This window comes from Mucilaginibacter sp. MD40, from assembly GCF_002288635.1.
Taxonomy (GTDB): domain Bacteria; phylum Bacteroidota; class Bacteroidia; order Sphingobacteriales; family Sphingobacteriaceae; genus Mucilaginibacter.
This window is the reverse complement of sequence record NZ_NRSW01000001.1, coordinates 3,811,444-3,830,913: the sequence shown is the minus strand read 5'-3', so window position 1 is coordinate 3,830,913 and position 19,470 is coordinate 3,811,444. Positions and strand designations below refer to the sequence as shown.

Below are 19,470 nucleotides of genomic sequence, written 5' to 3'. Positions count from 1 at the left end.
TTTAATTATCATTAGATCACAAACTTAACTTACCGTGTAATCGGCTATTGTTCGCCTGGATGCTCTTGTTGTTTGATATATTGATTTGTCAGCGCATCAATATTATTTCTCGGCGGCAACGGGCTTAGCTGGTACTCATGAGGTGTTTTCCCGACATCTTTCCTGAACTGTGTTATAAAAGATTGCGGGCTGTTATAACCCAGCTTGTAGCTAACCTCCGTAACAGATAATTGCTTTTGAATCAGCAGCTCCTTCGCCTTCTCTAAGCGCAGCAGCAACAAGTACCTCTCAATTGTTACCCCCTCCGATTTTGAAAAAATCCTGCTTAAATGGGAAAAACTCATTTGCATATGGCCAACTATAAATTCTGACAGCTTGATCGGCTTCTCATTTTTCATCAGTTCATCCCGATACTGAAGGAGCAGCGTTTTGAGATGGCCGATAACTTTTTCCTGGTGGGTTTCAGAAAGATAAAAACCTTCTTGATTAATCTTTTTTTCAAAGTCATCCTTGTCTTCACTGCTGACTTTACCCTTAAGAACCAGTTCACCCAGTTTAATTGAAATAACCGAAAGTTTAACGCTTTTTGACAGCCTCCTGATTATTTCAATACATCTTTGGCAGCACATATTTTTGATATGCAAATAAGTCGCATTCATCTTTTTATTTTAAACTGTTATTAAAAATCCGGTTTAGTTTATATACTTTGTGAAAGCTGTCATAAGCCGCCAGTTCACCGTCCGATTTGAAGTTTTCGTCCAATGCGTCGTGAAACTTATGATTGTTTGGGAATGCCGCTTTGAGTTTTTCTTTTGTTAAAGCCTGCGGGATTGAAGACGCATCGGTGCTGAAGAAATACACCGGATAGGTGCGAAATTGCCCTTTGCTTGCCTTGTTGATATTTGGAACCTCATATAGCATTAATGAAGCTTCGGGATTCAGAATCTTGTATTCCTTATTGTCAACAAATCTGAAAACCTCACCAGTCGTGCTTTTATAACCGTAGGTACTGTTCTTGTCCATGAAGTAAGCCTTGCCCTCATGAACGACTTTTATTTTACCTGCGCTAAATAAAAAATCGTCATTGATCCTATGCTTTTCTGTTTTGTAGTTTATAGCATAAGACAATTTTTTTTGCTGAAAGTCGGTGGCAGTTTTATAAATCCCGCTGCTGTCTTTTTGGGCAAACGAATTCTGCGATATGGCAAGGAAAAGTCCGGCCAGTATCAAAAAACTATTTAATTTTTTCATTTTTACTTATTTTAATTATGGTGATTATTGATAGAACTTTAGAAATAAAGCAACTACATCCCCTGTTAATCAAATGGATCGCCATTGCCGGCAAATAGGGCTATCTTCATTTATGAGCCCCTTGCGTTAAAGGGTCGATAAATAATTTAAGCCGAAAAGACCGGTACTAATGTGGCGTTAAGAAAAATCAACAGGAAACGCTAACCATGCAGCCGAAGTGGCGGTTAGACAAAGGATCACTCAGATCAGGTAAGTGCAATTGAAAATATAAACGGATGTTTTAAGCCAGTCAGGGGGCCGCCGGTGGTTGTTATAAGAAATAACCTGGTGCCCGCGGTTATTTAACCACGAGTTAGTGGTAACATAAGGGCTGAGCATATCTAAAGCTGGAAACAGCTTTACATTCAAATTAAACCCGGGCTCGCCCCAATGCCGGTCCTTAAGCTTGAAATATTGCTTCTTTGTTTTACAGCATCCGTTGTTATCGGACGCCATTTTGCAACCGTCATGATGTTTAGGTCCCGGGGAAAGGGAAGTCGACAATAATACGCCGCAACAATAATAGCTATTAACCGTTAACCCAAGGTTGGATAACAGATAAATGGCTGTTAATAATATGAGCGTTGCGCGTTTCACCTTTGAGGTATTAAATTAATAACGTATTACTTTCTCAGAATCGTAATATCAAATTTTTAACTTGCCAAGCATTTGTTCGAGAGCGATCCAGTCTCCTTCCCTGTACGTGATCTGATCAATACAGTTTTGGAGTTTATTTTTAAAAAGATAATCTAATCCCTTTTCCCGTTTTTTTACCGGCCTCAAATACTTTTGAACAGTATTCATTTTTGATATAAATTGAAATCCTGTTCAAATCTATGGTCATATCCTGGTAATAAAACTGATCGCGGACATTTGGAAATGTGATTGTCATCATCTTTTATAATCTTAGATGGGATGTTGTGAACATCAACATAGATGACCTCTTTAGTGTAAATTTAAAATTTCTATTGTCCTCAATCAGACAGTATAATGATACGCGTCATTTTTCATCAGCATCCCTGCACTGATATTTGATTTATGGATTCAATCTTAAACACAGTAATCGTTATAGCTGCAAACAACAATTAAATGACCGATAAACCGGATACATATATATTAGCGGTGAACTGTGGTTCTTCAAGCCTGAAGTTCTGCCTGTATCGTTCTGCACCTATTCAAATTGAATTTTCAGGCGCTATCAGCACCATTGGGGCTCATAATAGCCAGCTTGAAATAAAGGATAGTGCTTTTAATATCCTGGAAAACCGGGTTGCGCATTTCAATGATATGGACGCCGCAGCCAATGTGATCGTTGACTGGCTGAAAAACAGGCAGCTACGCTATCCGCTGGTTGCCATAGGACACCGGATTGTACAAGGCGGCCCGGAACACCGCCAACCAGAAAAAATAACCGATGAGTTATTGCAAACCTTACGCCGGTATATTTACCTCGCCCCAAATCACCTTCCGGATGAGATCAAAGTCATCAGGGCATTTCAATCAGCTTATCCTGATACAGCACAGATCGCCTGTTTTGATACCTCTTTTCACCGTGATATGCCTTCTTACGTTCAAAATTACCCGCTGCCAGCTGAATATAAAGATAAAGGGCTAATGAAATATGGTTTTCACGGTATATCCTACCAGTACATCATGCAGAAACTGGCTGATGAATATTCCGCCCTTGCTGCGAAAAAAATCATTATTGCCCATTTGGGGAACGGCGCCAGTATGGCGGCAGTAAAAAACGGATCAAGCTTTGATACGACAATGGGTATGAGCCCGATAGGGGGCCTGGTCATGGGTACCAGATCAGGCGACCTGGATCCCGGTGTATTATTATACCTCTTAAATCAATATCAATTAAGTCCAGCCGAACTGGACGATTTGCTGAGTAAACATTCCGGTTTAAAAGCCATCTCGGGTGTGAGCGATATGCAGGAATTGCTTGACATGGAGCCTGACGATGTCCGGGCAAAAGAAGCGCTCACCACTTTTTGTTATTCGGCCAAAAAGTTTATAGGCATGCTCGCTGCTGCAATGGGCGGGCTGGACATGTTGGTATTCACCGGGGGTATTGGCGAAAACTCGTCCGTTATCCGCGACCGGATTTGCAGGGACCTCGATTTTATAGGTATTGATATAGACAAAGAAAAAAATCTGGAGAACACCCCCCTGATTTCTAAACAGACGAGCCGGGTATCCGTCCGCGTCATAAAAACAAACGAAGAGTTAATGATCGCAAACCTGGTTGTCGGGGTATTAGATCAAGCCGTTAAAAATTAACATGATGAAAACTGAATTGATTAAACCGGAACCATTGTCGCCCGAAATGCTTCAAAAAATGAATGCATACTGGCGCGCAGCCAATTATTTATCAGTCGGGCAACTTTATTTACGCGATAACCCATTGCTTAAGGAGCCGTTGAAATTGGCGCATGTAAAAAATATGCTGCTGGGGCATTGGGGCACAACGCCCGGGCAAAACTTTATTTACACCCATTTAAACAGGATAATCAATCGGTATGACCTGGATATGATCTACGTCTCCGGGCCGGGGCACGGTGGACCGGCGGTAGTTGCAGGCACTTACCTGGAAGGTACCTATAGTGAAGTTTATCCGGCTATTTCACAAGACACCGATGGCCTGAAAAGGCTTTTTACGCAATTTTCCTACCCCGGTGGAATTTCCAGCCATGCTTCACCACAGACACCAGGCTCTATACACGAGGGGGGCGAGCTGGGCTATTCCTTGAGTCATTCTTTTGGCGCTGTCCTTGACAATCCCGACCTGATAGTGGCCTGCGTGGTCGGTGACGGCGAGGCCGAAACCGGCCCGCTGGCTACCGCCTGGCATTCCAATAAATTCTTAAACCCGGTTACAGATGGCACCGTATTACCGATCCTGCATTTAAACGGCTATAAAATATCTAACCCTACCGTTTTAGCGCGGATAAGTCACGAAGAGCTGGAACAGCTGTTCATTGGCTATGGCTGGACGCCCTATTTTGTCGAAGGCGCTGAGCCGGAGGCTATGCACTGGGCAATGGCGGCAGCATTGGACAAAGCAATTGAGCAGATCCGGCAAATTAAACAGGATGCTGTTAGCCAGGAGAAGCTAACGCGCCCGCGCTGGCCAATGATCATTCTAAGGTCGCCAAAAGGATGGACGGGGCCCAAAGAGGTGGACGGGTATAAAATAGAAGGGAATTTCAGGGCTCACCAAATACCACTGGCGGTTTCCGCCGCTGCCCCGCCTGAACATTTGCAATTGCTGGAAAGCTGGATGAAAAGCTACAAGCCGGAAGAACTTTTTGACGAAAACGGGCGATTGAACCCGGAACTGGCAGAACTGGCACCTAAAGGAGACAGGCGAATGGGCGCAAACCCCCATGCCAATGGAGGGCAACTGTTACGTGAGTTGCGTATGCCTGATTTTAAGAAATATGCCGTACCCATTCCCGTTCGCGGAACCGGCGGCGAAGGAGATACCTATGTTTCCGGGCGCTTCCTGCGGGATGTGATCAGAGAAAATCATGACAAACGAAATTTTAGGATTTTCGGCCCTGACGAAACTGTTTCAAACCGCCTGGATGTTGTGTTTGAAGCGACTGACCGGCAATGGCTCGGACCGGTTGATGAACATGACGAATTTTTATCTTCATCGGGCGGTGTAATGGAAATGTTAAGCGAGCATCAATGCGAAGGCTGGCTGGAAGGTTATTTATTAACCGGCAGGCACGGACTGTTTAACTGTTACGAGGCGTTTATACATATCATCGACTCCATGTTTAACCAACATGCCAAATGGTTAAAAACAACCCGTGAAATCCCCTGGCGAAGAAATATAGCTTCGTTAAATATTTTATTGACATCAACGGTATGGCGGCAGGACCATAATGGATTTACGCACCAGGACCCCGGCTTTATCGATCATGTTGTTAATAAAAAGGCGGACATAGTACGGGTTTACCTGCCGCCTGATGCCAACTGTTTGTTATCGGTTACCGATCATTGCCTGCGAAGCTGTCATTATGTAAACGTTATTGTAGCCGGCAAGCATCCTGCGCCGCAATGGCTGACCATTGATGAGGCGATTGAACATTGCACCCGTGGGATCGGTATGTGGGATTGGGCCAGTAATGACCAGGATTGTGAGCCTGATGTGGTGATGGCCTGTAGCGGCGATGTGCCGACCCTGGAGACATTGGCAGCCGTGACCATCTTGCGCGAACATTTACCCGAATTGAAGATCAGGGTGATTAACGTGGTTGACCTTTTCAAACTGGAAAAGAATACGGAACATGCCCACGGTTTATGCGATAAAGATTTCGATGAGCTGTTTACCACCGGCAAGCCCGTCATATTTGCATTTCACGGGTATCCCTGGCTGGTACACCGGCTAACCTACAACCGGGCAAACAATGCCAATATCCATGTCAGAGGCTATAAAGAAGAAGGAACTATAACCACTTCATTCGATATGACCGTTTTAAATGAAATGGACAGGTTTCATTTGGTGATGGATGTGATCGACCGGCTACCCCAAACCGGCAGCAAGGGAGTTCATTTAAAACAACAATTGATGGATAAGCTAACTGAACACAAACAATTTATAAGGTCGAATGGTAAGGATATGCCGGAAATATTGGATTGGAAATGGACCGATAGGACAGGAAGTTAATAAATGTTAAAAATAAAAGCGTTACGATAAATGATAACCAGAGGAGATATTTTTGGCTTTGCGCCGGATGAAAAATATACTGCCAGCATCGCCTATTTCTCCATGGAATTTGCCATCGACCAGGCGTTGAAAATATATAGCGGCGGACTTGGATTCCTGGCGGGATCGCATTTGCGCAGTGCCTATGAGTTGAAGCAAAACCTGCTGGGCATTGGTATTTTATGGAAATACGGTTATTACGATCAGGTGAAGGGCAATAATGGCCTAATGAAACCCGAGTTCATAGAAAAGGAGTATTCGTTTTTACAGGATACCGGCATTGTTTTTACGGTTTCCGTCCATGATTCGCCGGTACATGTAAAGGCTTACCTGCTCAAACCGGAAACATTTAAATCGGCCCCGTTATTTTTATTAAGTACCGATATCGCTGAAAATGATGAGCTTTCGCGCTCAATTACCCATTGTCTTTACGACCAAAACGAAGCAACCCGCATTGCGCAAACTATAGTTTTAGGTATTGGCGGGGCCATGCTCCTGGATATTTTAGGTATAACACCTGATGTGTACCACATGAATGAAGGGCATTCCGTATCACTTAATTTTTATTTGTACGCGAAATATAAAAGCCTGGAAGAGGTAAGAAAACGGGTGGTCTTTACCACACATACCCCCGAGATGGCAGGTAATGAGGCCCACTCGTATAGTTTGCTAAAAGAGATGTCTTTTTTTTACCACTTGCAGGATCATGAAGCGAAATCCATATTAGGTATGGAAGGCGACTATTTTAACTATACACTGGCGGCATTAAAATTTGCACGAAAGGCTAACGGTGTTTCTAAACTACACGGGGAAGTAGCACGGCGAATGTGGGGCGACAATCCCGGAATATGTGAAATTGTATCGATCACCAATGCGCAGAATAAAGCCTATTGGGCAGACATCCAATTTAATACAGCTATTTCCGCGCGCGACAATAAATGTATCACCCGCAGAAAGCAGGAAATGAAAAGTGATTTGTTTAAAGTTGTGGCCGATCAATGCGGAAAACTATTCGATGAAAATATATTGACCATTGTTTGGGCCAGACGTTTTGCGGATTATAAACGCGCCGACCTGATTATGGCTGACTGGGATAGATTCATTAAATTAATGGATAGTAAAGATTATCCTGTGCAGCTAATTTGGGCCGGAAAGCCATACCCGGAAGATGAAGGATCAATAAATTTATTTAACCAGATGATTAGCCGCACAAAACCATTTGCTAACTGCGCTGTGCTTACCGGCTACGAACTTGGCTTATCGGCGTTGCTCAAAAAAGGTTCAGATGTTTGGCTGAATAATCCAAGAATGTATCATGAAGCTTCAGGAACAAGTGGCATGACAGCGGCTATGAATGGGAGCATTAACCTGTCTTTGCCTGACGGCTGGGTGCCGGAATTTGCAAAGGATAAGGAGAATTGCTTTGTAATAGCGCCGGCACCAGACCGGTCATCGATGGTTGAAAGAGACATCCAGGAAAACAAAAATCTGCTGGACACCCTTGAAGACATTGTTTTGCCGATGTATTATACTCAACCTGAAAATTGGATCGCCATGATCAAAACCGCAGCGAACGAAATAGTACCCGAATTTGAAGCAGGTAGATTAGCAGATGAATATTATGAAAAGATCTATATGGCATAAAGTTTTTTCACTGACAATTATGAGCCTGGCTATTAATTGACAATAAACATTTCTCCTGGTGACCGTCATCATATTTTAAACGCATTTTGTTTTTAAACTTTAGGCTTAAAATAGAAAGACGATAGCCAAAGCTCATGGGAACCATTTTGATCATCAACGATAATTCTTCCGAAGCGCGGCATGCTGCGGAATTTGCGTTAATAATAGCGCAAAAGATGGAAGCTGACATTTTATTATTGAATAGCATCGGAATAGACGAAAAAGAATTTTGTAAAGTACCTTCAGAGGCAATTTTTGACCTCTGTACGGATCGATGTGACTGCTTTCCTTATGAAGTTTCCGATAAGGGAATGAAAGATGAGCTATCCAAGCCCTGCCCCGAAGACTGCAATTGTGTTGATTATCCTGCTTCAGGTATGCGTTACCATCTAAAAATACTTACCGATGGCCAGGCTAATTTTATGCCCCGGATAGAAGAAGTCGATATCGCGTTTACAAGCCAAAATGAAGTGATCGAACTGGTGATTAAACGTCAGGTATGGATGATCGTTAAAGGAATGGGCGATACCATAACTGAAGCTCAACTAAATAGAACTTTTAATGCCCATTCTGTATTGAACAGGGTCCTTTGTCCATTATTGCTTGTTCCGGAAACCTGGCCATTAAAAAAAATTGAACGATTGACCTACCTAACTGATCTAAGATATTGCCGCATACAAATCGTACGATATTTGGCAGCGCTCGCAAAACCATGGAACGCAAAATTGTCCATCGGACACGTAACGGCACCTGGATTAACTGAAATGGTCGAAGCATACGCGCAGGAAGTATTTACTGAAGAAGTCTGCAAAAAGGTAAATTATGATCAACTTTTTTTTAATAATATAAAGGAAAAGGATTTGTTAATTGCTGTTGACGTCATCATCAATGGTATGCAAAATGATCTGTTGGTATTGGTTAATCGTCATTTTCATTTTGAAGAAATAGTAGGCAGGTACATAACCAATGCCCTTCCCGGGCATATCACGGTCCCATTGCTTGTTTTTCCATATTAACGGATCACCGATTCACCGTGGAATATGGGTACTCAATCAAAGCTTTCAGCTCCAATAACCATCAGCATTTAAAAATGATTTGTTGGCAAGAAAGGCAACACGTTCAAAAATGCTTGTAATTAATCATCCGAAACATTGCCGGGTCAAATTTTTTTTGGCACCTTTTGACCCATGTTAACGGACAGCATTAGCCCTGAACTTGTTTTTGACTGCCTGATGTCCATTCAAAAAAAGCATCGCCGGTATTTCAAGGAAAACGACCTGGATATTTTTCGCTTCGTCTATATTCACTGGCAACCCCTAACTTTTTTGATTATTAATGAAAAGTTGCCCGAAGATATCTGGTAGGAGATCCTAAATATCCCTTTTTTATAGCCGGGTCGTTGGAGCATGGTCAGCTAAATTAATGCCGTCCATCACTTTTTAGTCGCCGGATAGGGCTTATCTTTGATCAAGGCTCTTAATTTAATGAAAAGCAAGAAAAATATACCCTTAGTCTCCATCACGGCGATGCTTGCCCAGGCAAATGAAGAATGGCACTCGTCAGAGTATTTTATATCAGCGGATGAATACCTCACGGCCGGCAACGCGCTTTTCCGGCCGGATTATTACGCCTTATTTATTTGTGTGGAAGGAGAGCTGGAGGTAGTGGTCGATCAAAGGCGCATGACCCTCACTCCGTATGATTTCATTGGGGCCAGTCCTGAAACGATCATCCAGGTCACCCGGATCAGCCCGGATTGTAAAGGCAGGTTTTTGTTTTTTACCCGGTCGTTCCTACTCCGCAACATCATCGATCCATCCCTGCTGGACGCCTTTCATTACCTGACCGAACGGGTTGGGTTTTGTATCCCGCTTACCTTCAAAGATGCCTCCCCACTGCTTCAGCTGTATGAGATACTGAAGGAAAAAAGAGGAGATGAGGGGTCGGTCTACCATGTAGAGATCATCCGCAGCCTCTTCTTTACCTTTTTGTTCGAAGCCGCCGCCATCTACAAAAAAAATCCCGGCGATGCCCGGCACCGGATCGGTCGTGAACAGGAGTTGTACCAAAAGTTCACCGAACTGCTGGTCTTGCACGATAAGGAAGAGCATCACCTGAAATTTTATGCCGACTCGCTTTTTATCACCCCCAAATACCTGATCCACGCCATCAAGAACGCCTGTGGTAAAACACCGGGGCAACTGATCGATGAGGCGATTGTGGCTGAAGCTAAACTGCTGTTGGCGCAACGGGGCCTGAGCATTAAGCGTGTGGCTGAATTACTCCATTTCAGCAACCCGGCAGCCTTTACTAAATTTTTCAAAAAGCATTCGGCCTTATCTCCTTCGGTCTTTCGTCAGCAGCCGGAACGCTGATCTGCGTGTTTTGGATAACTATTCAGGTGTTTTGGATGGGTAACTTTACGGGTTATTGCCGATATTTAACCAGTAATTGCTGATCCGAACCTATTAACGGTGCATCTAACATGCAGAAAACGATACTACTTATTGAAGACAACCAGGATATCCGTGAAAACACAGCAGAATTACTTGAACTGGAGGGCTATCTGGTCATTACCGCCAACAACGGAACGGAAGGTATCAGGTTGGCCGAATTGGAATTGCCTGACCTGGTGATCTGTGATGTGCTGATGCAGGAAACAGATGGTTATGCGGTTTTCAGCGCATTACTGGAAAGTACTACAACAGGGCATATCCCCTTTGTTTTTATGACCGCTAAATCAGAAAATGCCGACCGGGCAAAGGCCCTGTCCATCGGCTATTGCGATTACCTCATCAAACCTTTTGATGAAAATGAACTTTTTGCCTCCGTGAAAAAAATGCTTAGTGATGGAGGGGTGGAAAACACAAGGTAAAAGTGGTGCCGGCCTTTTCATTGCTTTCAAAACTGATACTACCCTGTAAGCGTTCGGTGATTCGTTTGACCAGGTGCAAACCAAGACCGATACCCGGTATATTGACCGTATTGGACGACCGGAAAAATACATCGAACAAATGGGCCTGTTCGGCCACAGGGATCCCGATCCCGTGGTCGATGACACTGATCCGCCAGTCCTCTGCCGAGATCACCGACCGCATGTCGATGATGCCCTGATCTCCGGAATATTTAATCGCGTTGGATAACAGGTTGCAGAGGCAATACCGCAGCATATCCTTGTCCAGAAAAACGTTTGTCTCAAGACCGGTATGTCGGTACGTGATCGTCTGACCAGCCTGTGCCTGTTCTTGCATTTCTGCAACGATCTCCCCGCAAAGCTGCGCCAGGTCAAACGTTTGGCCGACCGGCTGAAGCTTGCCGCTGTCAATTTTTTCCATTTCTAAAAAATCCTCCAACATAGCGATCAGTCCGCCCACGGACTTTTTAATCTTATGTAAATGCCGGAACACCCTGGTTCGGTCCAAACGGTCATAATAGCGTTCGATCAAGGCAGCCGATGAGCGGATACTGCTCAAAGGGGTCCGGAACTCATGTGAGGCCAGCGCGATGAAACGATGCTTCATCCGCTTAAGCTCGCTTTCTTTGCGCAGGAAAATATGGACCTCATCGCTGGCCTGCGTTTCCTTCTCCCGGCTCAGATCACAAAAGACCGCTGCGTAGTACTGCTGGCCCTGGTGCATCACCCCGCTTACCGATAAGCGGGCCGGAAATCTGGAGCCATTCCTTTGAAGTGCTTTCACCTCGCCGCAGAACCGCATAGCGAGGGGAGCGGCCGAAGCGCTTAACAGGATCCCAAAAGGCTGTCTGTACAATTCCTCTCCGGCGTAACCGAACATCAGGCAGGCCGCCTTGTTGGCAGACAAGATCAACCCCTTTGCGTCTGCGATCACAATTCCGTCGGCCATATGCTCGTAAATCGCCGCGACCAGGTCGGTATCCTTCATCTATTTTGTTAAAATTAATTTAGCTCCACGGACGATCATACCCTGTGATCGCACCGACCGTATTTGTGTGCCGGTATTATTCAGACAATAAAAGTAGTGATGTATCCAATGCCAAATAATGACTGCCGTCACCAGTTAAAATGATCATCGGGCATTATTTAACGATGACGTGTCGAAACACGTTATCTTTAGAGCGGATGAACAGCGGATCATCGATAACTTCGACGATTAATTCATCCCGGACATGGAGCGACCATTCCATGCAATAAGCTCAATTATAATTAGCAAATAGTTAAGCGGAATCAAAAATATATTGATGGTTTATTTGCAAAAAATATCCTACAATGATTTGTACTCCTTTTCTGTTACAGCCTGTCCTGATGTAACACCTCCTTTGTCCAGATTAGGAGTGACTACCGTATGTACCATAGGTCCATCGGGTGTAGCGCCGTGCCAGTGCATTACATTTGGCGGGCAGATCACCGACTCACCCTGTTTAATAACCTGCTTTGGTTTACCTTTTTCCTGGTACCAGGCCGTGCCTGAAACAACTACAATGATCTGCCCGCCTGCATGAGCGTGCCATATCGTGCGAACGCCGGCTGGAAAACTAACCTTGGCTACGCCACAGTTTATTTCCGGTACAGCCGGAATCCTGATTACGGAGGCGGTACCGCCCGTGAAGAATCCGCCTGCCGGGATTGATCGCGTCGAGTCTCGACCGGTTTGGGCGCTCGCACTGCCCGGAAGGAAAACAACGAAAATGATACCGGTCAATATTCCTCCGGAAAGCCTTTTTATAAAATTTTCAGTTTTCATAACAATAGATTTTAGTTATCGTTCCTCTGGTTGAGCTGCTAAAAGAAGTTGCACAACTGCAATTATTTTAGCATCTTAATTCTCCTTAGCCATTGGTTCACTTCTTCCCGTACCTGAATTTCCTTTTCGCCTTTCATAACAAAGAGTATTCCATCACGTTCCTTCCCTCCTGTGGTTGAGAAGCCTTCTTGTACAGTGCTATTCGGGCAAAGCTGTTTCAATGTTTCGAAGCCACTGCCTACCCCATAGCCGGCATTAGTATTAAAAGGAATTATGGTTTTCCCGGCGAGATTGTACTGATGTAAAAAACTCTTCATGGGCGGCGGCATCTGCATTGCCCAGGTCGGAAAACCTATAAATATGATATCATATTTTTCGATACTGTCAATTTTGGTTTTTAATGGTGGCAGAAACCCCGTCTCATTCTCGTGCACAACCTGGTCGACCTGCTGACGGTAATTTGCCGGGTAAGGGTTTTGCAACTCAAGCGCTGCCAACCTTCCACCCACATAGCTTTGAATCATTTGAGCAACCGCTTTCGTATTATTAGTTCGCGACAAATACACGATCAAAATCTTTTTTGATGATTGAGATTGTGCGCTTGAGCATGCCATACAACACAATCCAAAAAGGAGAAATAGAAAGATCCGCTTTTTCATAACCCTGCTTTTTTATTGGCAGCCCGGGCGCTTTTTACTTCACTTACGGTTACCGGGCTGGCTTTATTGCCGAAACTGCTGCGCACATAGGTCAACACTGCTGCTATTTCGCTGTTTTTCAACACAGCTTGCGAGGGCATTTCGCCTGAATAATTATCCCCGTTAACCTTTATATCTCCATTTAGTCCGTTTAGCAATATCTTAATAATCGCTGCTTTAGGTCCAAGTACATAGTCGGTTTTTATCAACGGCGGAATCATCATGTTCTGTACGCCGGTTCCGTCTGACTGGTGGCATGTCATGCAATGCTTTACATATATCGCTTTTCCGGTCACCCTATAGGTAACATGTGATTTTCTTTTTTGCGCTTGCGAAATGAGCGATAAAAAGGTAAATAGGATGAGGAAGAATGGCCTTCTCATCCCATTATTTTTTATAAGTAATTCTATAGATTACACCTGCTGTGTCATCCGAAACCAGCATTGATCCATCCGCGAGTACAAGCACGTCTACCGGCCGGCCCCATACCTTTTGGGTCGCGTCATCCAGCCAGCCGCTGGCGAATGTTTCGTAACCTGAGGCTTTACCGTCTTTGACGCTAACCAGGCTGACCCTATAGCCGTTCTTTTTGGTGCGGTTCCAGGAGCCATGTTCTGCAATGAATATTTGATTCTTGTAATCTGCAGGAAACATATTGCCAGTATAGAATTTAAGACCAAGCGAAGCAACATGCGGCCCAAGGTTTTGAGCCGGCGGTGTAAATTCAGAGGCCTGGTGGGTGCCGCCAAACTCGGGATCTTTGATGGTGCCGGCATGAAAATAGGGATACCCAAAGTTCATCCCTGCCTTTGGTGCATGATTTAATTCGTCGGGAGGCAAATCATCTCCCAGCATATCCCGGCCATTGTCGGTAAACCACATTTCTTTCGTCGTTGGGCTCCAGGTAATACCGACACTGTTGCGTACCCCGCTTGCAAATTTTTCAATTCCCGTTCCATCATCGTTCATTCGGAATATGGATGCGTGCCGTTCGTCGGGCATACCAATATTGAATGGAGCGCCTACCGGAACATACAACTTGCCGTCCGGTCCGAAAGCAATGTTTTTCCAGCCATGCGGCCATTCTGTGGGGAATTTATCATAGATAACATCGCCTTTGCCGGGATTGGCGAGATGATTTTCGATGTCAGTGTATTTGGTGACCTTGCTGATCTCAGCGACGTACAAATTACCGTTTTTAACCGCTACGCCGTTGGGGTTATTCATGCCTGAGGCAATCACCCATCTCTTATCTGCTTTATTATCGCCATCTACATCTTTTACAGCGTAAACGAAACCTTGCCTCATCGTTCCTACAAAGAGGGTCCCGGAGGGGGACATCACCAGCGACCTGGCCCCCGGAACTTCCGCGTACACACTTATCGAAAAGCCGGCAGGTAATTTAATTTTATCTAAAGGCAGATTAGCGCTGGCATCGGTAATGGCAGGAACTGAACCGTCACCGGCGTTTTGCGCCGCAGTTTTATAGGTATTCCCAAGTAAAATCAGGCCGGTCAACACGGCGGCGAGAGGTATAAATTGTATTTTTTTCATAGCGGTTAATGTTAAAATGATTTGAAAAATGATTCGTTGACGTCTTATTTTACGCTATAAGCGATGATGCGGTTGGTACGAAATGAAGGAACATATAGCGTATTTGTCTTCTCATTATAACTGATATCGTTGGACATTATTCCCTTGGAGCGGGTGTCCAATAATACCTGTTTTGTGCCGTCGACTTTAACATCGTATAAGATCCCCGTGTAATTACTGAGTATGAACTCGTCCTTGGCTATCATGACGATACCATCAAGACCGCTTTCGTAACCATCTCCGATTTTTGTGATTTCTTTACCGGAACTTACTTTTTCGAATAGCGTTGAGCCTACCACATATAGATCATCACCGACCGTGAGCAATCCGTTTGCACCCGGTATACCTTCGAGGTATACGGCAGGTTTGTCACCCTCTATCCGGTGTACTTTGCCAGTTCTGGTATCGCTCACATAAACAATTCCTTTTGAATCTATGGCCAGATCGTTTAACATCCCTGCGCCTTCGATTGGTATGCGTTTAATGATAGCACCTTTTGCAAGATCGATAACGGCAACAGCCGATGTTTCGGCAGTATAAAATAAGCCGTTATAAATCCCTGATCCCTTATTGGCATTGAGGCCTTTTACCAAATCACTTTTCATTATGTTGCCGTTCAGATCCATTTGCACAACACTACCTGCACCCATGCTGGAAATATAAAGCGATTGGGATTTGGCATCAAAAAGCGCCGATTCCGGGCCTTTCAGGGTAAGGGAATCAGATTCCCATAGTTTTTCTAAACGGCGCTGCGCAAATCCGGTCAACCCGATAAATAACACAATGATGGATAATAATAGCTTTTTCATAGCAGTCAATTATTTGATTTTAAATCATTAATAAAAAGAATTACGAACAACCTACTCCCTTAATCGCTTGCATTCAGGTGCTTTACACCGCTCTTGAATTACTGTTTAGCAGGTGCTTCGACATTCGAAAAGTTTAATACAGCCTGAGGCAGTCGTAAACCCTTGATCGCTATCCCTGCTAATTCCTGGTTAAATTGTTTCCAATCGTCATCGGTGAATTTCACCTCATTTGCAGCGCTGTTTTCGAGCATGTGCGCCATCTGTGTAGTACCAGGTATTGGAACGATCCACGGTTTTTGTGCCAGTAGCCAGGCGAGTGATACCTGACCGGGTGTAGCTTGTTTCCGATCCGCCCATGTTTTTAATAACTTGACCAATGCCAGGTTATTTGGCAGGTTTTCAGGTGAAAACCGTTCCTCTATCCCCCTAATATCGCCTTGTGCAAACCGTGTATTGGCGTCAATGGCACCGGTAAGGAAACCTACGCCAAGCGGGCTCCAGCAAACAAAACCGATTCCCAATTCTTGGCAAAGCGGGATAATTGTTTCTTCAGGTCCGCGCCATAAAAGAGAATATTCGTTCTGTATTGCAGTAATGGGATGAATCGCGTGCGCGCGCCTTACCGTTTGGGACCCGGGCTCAGAAAGTCCATAATGCAGCACCTTTCCTTGCTGAATCAGGTCTTTAATGGCGCCGACAACATCTTCGATGGGTACTGCCGGATCTACCCTGTGCTGATATAATAGATCGATCCGGTCGGTGCGAAGACGTTTCAGCATGCCTTCAACAACCAATTTAATGTGATCGGGCTTGCTGTTCAAACCGGGTAAACGCTGACCAGTAGCCTGGTCTATATTCCAGCCATATTTTGTTTCGATCACAATCTTATTGCGGAAGGAAGAAACCGCATCTCCTAATATCCGCTCGCTCTCAAATGGCCCATATGCCTCTGCCGTATCAAATAAGGTAACGCCCTGATCATATGCTTTCTGTATAATTTTGATCATATCAGGCCTGTATGGAATAGTAGTCTGATAAGTCCGCGGCATATTCTGTACCCCGATGCCGATGCTGGAAACTTCCAGCTTACCACCAAGCTTGCGCCGTCCGGGCGCTGCGTTTTGTGCAGTTGTTCCGGGCATTAAGGCATTGCCGTTTACATTTGAAGCAAGCAAAGAGCTGCCTGCAAGTGTCAGCCCTGTTTTTAAGACATCACGACGATTCATATTTTTTAGATTAATGTTAATGTTGTGGTTGTGTTGGTTGTTGACTTGTTCCGCCATTCATTTTGACCGGCCTTAACAGCGTAGAAAAGGTTAGTGAACCCATTTTCCATTTGCCATTCTCCCTGATATAAACTTCGGTCACCATAAAAGCATGGGTAACTTCATTACCGCCTACAACAGCCAGCAGGTCAATATCATTCAACAGGATGGCGGTATTGCCGAAAATGTTTACTGATGCACCATAAACTTCGGCTTTTTTATACCAGATAAAGCCACCTTTGATGGTGTTCAATTCCTGGGTTTTACCCCAACTGCCGCCCATGTGCACAAACACACATTTCTCACTGAACAGTTCATTTAGCGTATCCACTTTTTTATCGGCCATCCACTGCCATTTGGCTTTGGAAAGGTCAAGTAATTCCTGCTCGTCTTTAGTGGTGGTTGTGGCTGCCGCTCCTGGCAGTTTGGCCTGAGCATTTGATAATTGCATACCTGCAATGCACATAAACAGTGCAATGATTACTGCTTTCATGATTTTGTATTTTGGTTTATCTCAAATCAACGCAATTTCAACTACTTAGAATTTGGTAATAGACCGCTGCGCATAAAAAATAGACGAAACCGCTTTTAAAATCGATGGCTTTGATTTTGTGGGACTAATTGCAATTTTCGGCATATCGTTAGGGTGATTTTATGATGATAGCGACGATAGATAAAAAATACCATTCCATCGATTTTATAACGCCAACCGTCTATTAGGCGATTTTTATTCCATAAAAATATGCTGCTTTGTGCGATCCCGGTGAGATGGGATTTAGTTGATTACTGTTTTGAAACGGTATGGTGCGTTTTGCCTGAGAAACAAAACGCACTTTTTTATACTACTTTTATATTAAAAGGATATATGGGTTCTCCAGTTCTAAAAAAGATATTTCTCTCGGTACATTTTTACATCGTGGCAGGGCTGATCATTTATACGCTTTTCCCGTTAACCTGGCCATTTAACTTACCCAGTGAATTTTGGGTTAAGCGAATCTCCATGCATTTAATTTGGGCCGCCCTGTTCTATTTTAACCTGTTGATCCTGACCCCAAAGTTACTGTATAAAGGTAAACTGCTTTTTTTTATCATTATATCATTAATCCTGGTCATAGTCTCCGTTTACTTAAACGGATGGCTTGACCATATAACCGGCGCAAATGCCGCACTACGTAAGTTATTTAACCAAAAGCCGGATCCAAAGAATACGCATGACTTTTACTGGACAATGATGACCGCTCTGGTATTGCTGGGCATTAGCACCATCATTTCTTTTTATAAGAAGATGAAAGCCGACCAGGTTATCTTTGAAGCGACTTCCCGCGAAAAGGTAACCACCGAGTTGTCTCTGCTAAAGGCCCAGATCAACCCGCATTTTTTCTTCAACATCCTGCACACAATATACGCGCTTGCAGATATCAATCCAACGGCATCTAAAGATGCCATTTACACTTTATCACATATGATGCGGTATGTAATTTACGGAACAAAAAATGATACTACAGAATTGGAGAAGGAAATAAAATTCGTAGAAGATTATATTGCCTTAATGCGGCTGCGGCTCACAGATAACGTACAGGTCATTTACGAAAAGCAAGAAGGGATGAAGAACCGCGAAATAGCACCAATGCTTTTTCTACCCTTTATCGAAAATGCATTTAAGCATGGCATTAGTTCGGTACATCCAAGTTATATTTATATTGATATCAGCCAATTGGGAACTCAGGTAAAGATTGAAGTGAAAAATTCGCTATTTGAAGATAAATCCGAACATTTGGAAGATAGCAATGGGATAGGGGTAGCAAACACCAAACGCCGGCTTGATCTGCTTTATCCCGGCAGGCATATCCTTGAGGTCATCAATGACCTCAAGCTTAAAGATTATACCGTGATATTAACGCTGGATTTGCAATGAGAATAAACTGTATAGCGGTAGACGATGAACCGGTTGCTTTAAAACTGGTGACCTCTTACATAGAGCAAACGCCATTTTTACATTTAATGGCTACTTACACTAATGCCATTGAAGCGCTTAAGGCGATCCATGAACAGCCGGACCTGCAATTGCTTTTTTTGGATATCCGTATGGCTGATTTGAGTGGTGTAGAGCTCGCCAGGATAATCGAACAAACAGGAAGAAATAAAAGCCTGCGCGTGATTTTTACCACAGCTTACGATCAGTATGCGCTGGAAGGGTTTAAGGTTGACGCGCTGGACTACCTGTTAAAGCCTTTCAGCTTCGTGGACTTCACAAAATCTGCAACTAAAGCTTTTGAATACTTTAAACTGTTAAAGAACACCAGCGTAAATGCCGGTTCTATTCCAGCACAGCAAAACATTGAAAAAAATTATATTTATTTAAAAGTTGATTACCAACTGGTAAAAATTCAGATTACGGATATCTTGTACATTGAGGGATTAAAGGATTATGTAAAGATCTTTCTTAAAAATCAAGATAAGCCCTTACTTACTTTAATAAGCCTGAAAAATTTGGAAGAGCGGCTTGCCGCCTCAGGTTTTATACGGATTCACCGCTCATTCATTGTAGCAAAGAATGCAGTTACAGCAGTTACTAAAAACACCTTACAAATTGGGGAACTTACCATACCCGTAACCGATCAGTATAAAGAAGCATTCAGCGAATTTATAAAAGATTGGGTGTAGTAAAATTAGCTGTCAATTATCCTT

The 19,470-nt window shown here is 43.9% G+C and carries 19 protein-coding genes; 8 read left to right on the top strand and 11 right to left on the bottom strand.

Annotation, left to right across the window (positions count from 1 at the left end; all coding sequences use genetic code 11):
* Positions 1-44: 44 nt before the first annotated feature.
* The 3 genes from CKK33_RS17230 to CKK33_RS17220 all read right to left on the bottom strand — a co-directional run bounded on the left by CKK33_RS17230 (position 45) and on the right by CKK33_RS17220 (position 1,746).
* Positions 45-659 carry an AraC family transcriptional regulator gene (locus CKK33_RS17230; protein WP_095705301.1) on the bottom strand — a complete coding sequence of 205 codons (615 nt, stop codon included), beginning with the start codon at positions 657-659 and terminating at the stop codon, positions 45-47.
* A 4-nt stretch (positions 660-663) separates the two neighbouring features.
* Positions 664-1,251, bottom strand: coding sequence for a hypothetical protein (locus CKK33_RS17225; RefSeq protein ID WP_095705300.1), 588 nt, complete (start codon positions 1,249-1,251; stop codon positions 664-666).
* Positions 1,252-1,491: 240 nt separating this feature from the next.
* Complete coding sequence (locus tag CKK33_RS17220; RefSeq protein WP_095705299.1) at positions 1,492-1,746, bottom strand: hypothetical protein; 255 nt, start codon at positions 1,744-1,746, stop codon at positions 1,492-1,494.
* Between the two features lie 633 nt (positions 1,747-2,379).
* Here CKK33_RS17220 and CKK33_RS17215 point away from each other — a divergent pair.
* The 6 genes from CKK33_RS17215 (at position 2,380) to CKK33_RS17190 (ending at position 10,571) form a co-directional block, all read left to right on the top strand.
* Positions 2,380-3,576 carry an acetate/propionate family kinase gene (locus CKK33_RS17215; RefSeq protein ID WP_095705298.1) on the top strand — a complete coding sequence of 399 codons (1,197 nt, stop codon included), beginning with the start codon at positions 2,380-2,382 and terminating at the stop codon, positions 3,574-3,576.
* A gap of 4 nt (positions 3,577-3,580) precedes the next feature.
* Positions 3,581-5,974: a phosphoketolase gene (locus CKK33_RS17210; RefSeq protein ID WP_198952492.1), complete on the top strand. Its 2,394-nt coding sequence runs from the start codon at positions 3,581-3,583 to the stop codon at positions 5,972-5,974.
* 30 nt (positions 5,975-6,004) lie between these two features.
* Positions 6,005-7,657, top strand: a complete 1,653-nt coding sequence (gene glgP, locus CKK33_RS17205; RefSeq protein ID WP_095705296.1) for an alpha-glucan family phosphorylase — start codon at positions 6,005-6,007, stop codon at positions 7,655-7,657.
* Positions 7,658-7,791: 134 nt separating this feature from the next.
* The gene (locus CKK33_RS17200; protein ID WP_095705295.1) at positions 7,792-8,712 is read left to right on the top strand and encodes a hypothetical protein; all 921 of its coding nucleotides are present in this window, start codon (positions 7,792-7,794) and stop codon (positions 8,710-8,712) included.
* Positions 8,713-9,180: 468 nt separating this feature from the next.
* Positions 9,181-10,071: a helix-turn-helix domain-containing protein gene (locus CKK33_RS17195; RefSeq protein ID WP_095705294.1), complete on the top strand. Its 891-nt coding sequence runs from the start codon at positions 9,181-9,183 to the stop codon at positions 10,069-10,071.
* A gap of 110 nt (positions 10,072-10,181) precedes the next feature.
* On the top strand, positions 10,182-10,571 hold the full coding sequence (locus CKK33_RS17190) for a response regulator (RefSeq protein ID WP_095705293.1): 390 nt from the start codon (positions 10,182-10,184) through the stop codon (positions 10,569-10,571).
* Here CKK33_RS17190 and CKK33_RS17185 read toward each other — a convergent pair.
* The 8 genes from CKK33_RS17185 to CKK33_RS17150 all read right to left on the bottom strand — a co-directional run bounded on the left by CKK33_RS17185 (position 10,540) and on the right by CKK33_RS17150 (position 17,275).
* Positions 10,540-11,598 (bottom strand): PAS domain-containing sensor histidine kinase, encoded by a 1,059-nt coding sequence (locus tag CKK33_RS17185; RefSeq protein WP_095705292.1) that lies wholly within the window; start codon positions 11,596-11,598, stop codon positions 10,540-10,542. The genes CKK33_RS17190 and CKK33_RS17185 overlap by 32 nt on opposite strands.
* Positions 11,599-11,937: 339 nt before the next feature.
* Positions 11,938-12,417, bottom strand: coding sequence for a cupin domain-containing protein (locus CKK33_RS17180; protein WP_095705291.1), 480 nt, complete (start codon positions 12,415-12,417; stop codon positions 11,938-11,940).
* A 62-nt stretch (positions 12,418-12,479) separates the two neighbouring features.
* Positions 12,480-13,076 carry a flavodoxin gene (locus tag CKK33_RS17175; protein ID WP_095705290.1) on the bottom strand — a complete coding sequence of 199 codons (597 nt, stop codon included), beginning with the start codon at positions 13,074-13,076 and terminating at the stop codon, positions 12,480-12,482.
* Entirely contained in the window at positions 13,073-13,498 is a 426-nt protein-coding gene (locus tag CKK33_RS17170; protein WP_095705289.1) for a cytochrome c, read from the bottom strand. The genes CKK33_RS17175 and CKK33_RS17170 overlap by 4 nt, the downstream gene beginning before the upstream one ends.
* Positions 13,499-13,502: 4 nt before the next feature.
* Positions 13,503-14,669, bottom strand: a complete 1,167-nt coding sequence (locus tag CKK33_RS17165; RefSeq protein WP_095705288.1) for a sorbosone dehydrogenase family protein — start codon at positions 14,667-14,669, stop codon at positions 13,503-13,505.
* Between the two features lie 44 nt (positions 14,670-14,713).
* A complete protein-coding gene (locus CKK33_RS17160) occupies positions 14,714-15,517 on the bottom strand; it encodes an ATP/GTP-binding protein (protein ID WP_095705287.1) in 804 nt (267 codons plus the stop codon).
* 98 nt (positions 15,518-15,615) lie between these two features.
* The gene (locus CKK33_RS17155) at positions 15,616-16,743 is read right to left on the bottom strand and encodes an aldo/keto reductase (protein WP_095705286.1); all 1,128 of its coding nucleotides are present in this window, start codon (positions 16,741-16,743) and stop codon (positions 15,616-15,618) included.
* Between the two features lie 16 nt (positions 16,744-16,759).
* Positions 16,760-17,275 carry a nuclear transport factor 2 family protein gene (locus tag CKK33_RS17150; protein WP_095705285.1) on the bottom strand — a complete coding sequence of 172 codons (516 nt, stop codon included), beginning with the start codon at positions 17,273-17,275 and terminating at the stop codon, positions 16,760-16,762.
* 372 nt (positions 17,276-17,647) lie between these two features.
* Here CKK33_RS17150 and CKK33_RS17145 point away from each other — a divergent pair, with 372 nt between their 5' ends.
* Together CKK33_RS17145 and CKK33_RS17140 are read left to right on the top strand one after the other, a co-directional pair.
* Positions 17,648-18,697, top strand: coding sequence for a sensor histidine kinase (locus CKK33_RS17145; RefSeq protein ID WP_158223467.1), 1,050 nt, complete (start codon positions 17,648-17,650; stop codon positions 18,695-18,697).
* A complete protein-coding gene (locus tag CKK33_RS17140; protein ID WP_095705283.1) occupies positions 18,694-19,446 on the top strand; it encodes a LytTR family DNA-binding domain-containing protein in 753 nt (250 codons plus the stop codon). The genes CKK33_RS17145 and CKK33_RS17140 overlap by 4 nt, the downstream gene beginning before the upstream one ends.
* Positions 19,447-19,470: the final 24 nt, after the last annotated feature.